The following is a 3,584-nucleotide window of genomic DNA, read 5'->3' as shown; positions in this document are numbered from 1 at the left end:
GATCGGGCATCCCGTCCGACATCTGGAAGGCCACGATGGACGGGGCTCTGGAGGGCACCGACAACGAGACCTTCCCGAAGCCCACCGAGATCGGCGGCTACGCGGGCGCACCCGTCGCGCCGCCACCGCCGCCTCCTCCGCCACCGCCGCCTTCGGAGCAGGTGATTCAGCCGACGATCGAATTGGCGCCCGGAATCACGATTCCGTTCGGCCCGCCGACGACGATCACGGCGCCGCCACCCGTTCCGGTGGGCGCCCCGCCGCCCCCGCCGGGTGATCCCGGCGCCACTCCGACGATCACTGCACCGCCGCCTCCGCCGTGACGGGTAGGGAGCCGCATCGGCCGACGGTGTCCTCCGACCCGTCGGCCGGCACAGTATCGCCAGCTCCGCCGGCCGGGACAGTATCGCCCGCTCCGCTGGGTGAGGACACGCGCAGCGACGACCACCGCGACCTCCCCAGCCGCACCGACGCCATCGGCGCTGCCCTGTCGGGAGTGATCGGTGGGCCCGTCGGCAAGCACGCGCTCATCGGCCGCACGCGATTCATGACGCCCCTGCGGGTGATGCTGATCATCGCCGTGGTGTTCCTGGGCCTCGGCTACTCGACGAAGGCGGCGTGCCTGCAGTCGACGGACAGCGGGACCGCCGATCAGCGGGTCGCGGTGTGGGAGAACCAGCGGGCGTACTACGAGTTCTGCTACTCCGACACCGTTCCGCTGTACACCGCAGAACTGTTGAGCCAGGGCAAGTTCCCGTACAAGTCGTATTGGATCGAGCGGGACTCCTCTGGCGCGCCCGCCGTGCAGTACGACGGCACGCCTGCCGTGCGGTACATGGAGTATCCGGTGCTGACCGGGGTGTATCAGTACGTGTCGATGGCGTTGGCGAAGACGTACACCGCGCTGACGAAGTTGGTGTCGGTGCCGCTGGTCGCCGAGGTGGTGATGTTCTTCAACATCGCGGCGTTCGGGCTCGCGCTGGCGTGGATGGCGACGGTGTGGGCGACGGCACGGCTGGCGGGGCGCCGGATCTGGGATGCCGCGCTGGTGGCGGGGTCCCCGCTGCTGATCTTCCAGATCTTCACCAACTTCGATGCGCTGGCGACCGCGTGCGCGGCTGGCGCGATGCTGGCGTGGGCGCGGCGGCGGCCCGCGTTGGCCGGTGCGCTGATCGGTGTCGGGGTGGCGCTCAAGCTGTACCCGCTGTTGCTGATCATTCCGCTGGTGATCCTCGGATTGCGGACTGGCCGGATGCGCGAGGTCGGCAAGACGGCGGCCATGGCCGTCGGTACGTGGTTCGTCGTGAATCTGCCGATCCTGGTGCTGTTTCCGCGCGGTTGGTCGGAGTTCTTCCGGCTCAACACGCGACGCGGGGATGACATGGACTCGATCTACAACGTCGTGAAGTCGTTCACGGGATGGAAGGGCTTCGACCCCAAGCTCGGCTTCTGGGAACCGCCGTCGGTGCTCAACGCGGTGAGTGCGGTGTTGTTCGTATTGTGTTGCTGCGCAATCGCCTACGTGGGTCTGACGGCAAAGCAGCGGCCGAGGGTGGCGCAGCTGGCCTTCCTGGTCGTGGCGGCGTTCCTGCTGACCAACAAGGTGTGGAGCCCGCAGTACTCGCTGTGGCTGGTGCCGCTGGCGGTGCTGGCATTGCCGCATCGTCGAATCCTGTTGCTGTGGATGACGGTCGACGCGCTGGTGTGGATCCCGCGAATGCTGTACCTGTTCGGTGAGCAGAACATGGGCTTGCCGGAGCAGTGGTTCACCACGACGGTGCTGTTGCGGGACATTGCGGTCATGACCTTGTGCGCGTTGGTGATTCGCCAGATCTACCGACCGGAATTGGACGTGGTCCGGCGGGGTGGGATCGACGATCCTTCCGGTGGGGTCTTCGAGCATGCGCCCGACGCGCCACCGAAGTGGCTGCCTGCGCGGTTGCGGCCGCCGGTGGCGACCACGGCTGCCGTCGACGACCGGGACGACCCCGCGCTCGCCCCGGTGTGACAGGCTTCGAATCGTGACCGATCTCCAATTCAGCGACTCCGTCGTCGTGGCTGCCGATGCTTCCGAGCTCTACGCCCTGATCTCCGATGTCACTCGGATGGGGGAGTTCAGCCCGCAGTGCAAGGCGTGCTGGTGGGACGAGGGCGATGGCCCGACGGTCGGCGCGCACTTCACCGGCCGCAACGAAACGGCCGAGCGCACCTGGGAGACCAGGAGTCGAGTGGTCGCGGCCGAGGCCGATCGCGAGTTCGCATGGGTGGTGAACGACGGTTGGGTGCGGTGGGGTTTCGCGTTCGAGCCGGTTGCCGGCGGGACCCGGTTGACCGAGTCGTGGGCGTTTCAGCCCGCGGGCATCGAGGGCTTTCGCAGGCGCTGGGGCGACGACGCGGACGAGCAGATCGCGATCCGTTCCAAGGCGGCCAAGGAAGGCATTCCCGTGACGTTGGCGGCGATCAAGCGGACCGTCGAAGGCGGCTGATCCGGGACCCGTGCCCCGAGCGCACACGCGGAGGCGTCGGACGGCGCGATTTCGCTGCTCAGGGGGTCCTGCTGTAACCTTGCCGGGTTGCCGACGCAGGCGACCCTCCTGCCACGGATACGCCGTGGCCGCACACGACCATAGGAGGTGATGGGTTACTCATGCGTCCATACGAAATCATGGTCATTCTCGACCCCACACTTGACGAGCGCACGGTTGCTCCCTCGCTGGAGACGTTCCTGAACGTCATCCGCAAGGACGGCGGCACCGTCGACAAGGTGGACATCTGGGGCCGTCGCCGGCTGGCGTACGAGATCCTCAAGCACGCCGAGGGCATCTACGCCGTCGTCGACGTCAAGGCGGAGCCCGCGACGGTGTCCGAGCTTGATCGCCAGCTGAGCCTCAACGAGTCCGTGCTGCGCACCAAGGTGATGCGGACCGACAAGCACTAGGCCCCAACGGCCTGTGCCCGTCGTACTGCTTCCGTAGGCTCGCCTGCGACAGCTTGCGACTACATCCGCGTTCACACCGCCGAATCCCAGGAGGACCCTCGTGGCTGGTGACACCACCATCACCGTCGTCGGAAACCTGACCGCCGATCCCGAACTGCGGTTCACCCCGTCGGGTGCCGCCGTGGCCAACTTCACGGTCGCGTCGACGCCGCGGATCTTCGACCGCCAGAGCAATGAGTGGAAGGACGGCGAAGCGCTGTTCCTCCGCTGCAACATCTGGCGCGAGGCCGCCGAGAACGTGGCCGAGAGCCTCACCAGGGGCTCGCGGGTCATCGTCACCGGCAGGTTGAAGCAGCGTTCGTTCGAGACCCGCGAGGGTGAGAAGCGCACGGTGTTCGAGGTAGAGGTCGACGAGATCGGTCCCTCGCTGCGGTATGCGACGGCGAAGGTCAACAAGGCCAGCCGCAGCGGTGGCGGTGGAGGCGGCTTCGGTGGTGGCGGCGGCGGAGGTTCTCGTCCCGCGGCGGCCAGCAGCGCGCCGGCGGACGACCCGTGGGGCAGTGCCCCGGCGTCGGGTTCGTTCAGCGGCGCCGACGAAGAACCTCCCTTCTGATCAACAGTTTTCACGTACCTAGAAAGAGATAGA

Annotated in this window: 4 protein-coding genes and 1 pseudogene; all 5 read left to right on the top strand. The window is 67.3% G+C overall.

The features are described 5' to 3' along the window. Window positions 1-323, top strand: a pseudogene (locus tag ABW137_RS17780) (penicillin-binding protein); the annotation flags it as partial. Between the two features lie 26 nt (window positions 324-349). Beyond that, entirely contained in the window at window positions 350-2,008 is a 1,659-nt protein-coding gene (locus ABW137_RS17775; protein WP_526402319.1) for a glycosyltransferase family 87 protein, read from the top strand. 13 nt (window positions 2,009-2,021) lie between these two features. Continuing rightward, a complete protein-coding gene (locus ABW137_RS17770; protein ID WP_526402317.1) occupies window positions 2,022-2,486 on the top strand; it encodes an SRPBCC family protein in 465 nt (154 codons plus the stop codon). Window positions 2,487-2,647: 161 nt separating this feature from the next. Further along, entirely contained in the window at window positions 2,648-2,938 is a 291-nt protein-coding gene (rpsF, locus tag ABW137_RS17765) for a 30S ribosomal protein S6 (protein WP_526402315.1), read from the top strand. 100 nt (window positions 2,939-3,038) lie between these two features. Then, window positions 3,039-3,551, top strand: coding sequence for a single-stranded DNA-binding protein (ssb, locus tag ABW137_RS17760; protein WP_526402313.1), 513 nt, complete (start codon window positions 3,039-3,041; stop codon window positions 3,549-3,551). Window positions 3,552-3,584: the final 33 nt, after the last annotated feature.

Source organism: Mycobacterium sp., assembly GCF_040509115.1.
GTDB lineage: Bacteria > Actinomycetota > Actinomycetes > Mycobacteriales > Mycobacteriaceae > Mycobacterium.
This window is presented reverse-complemented; position numbering and strand designations above follow the sequence as displayed.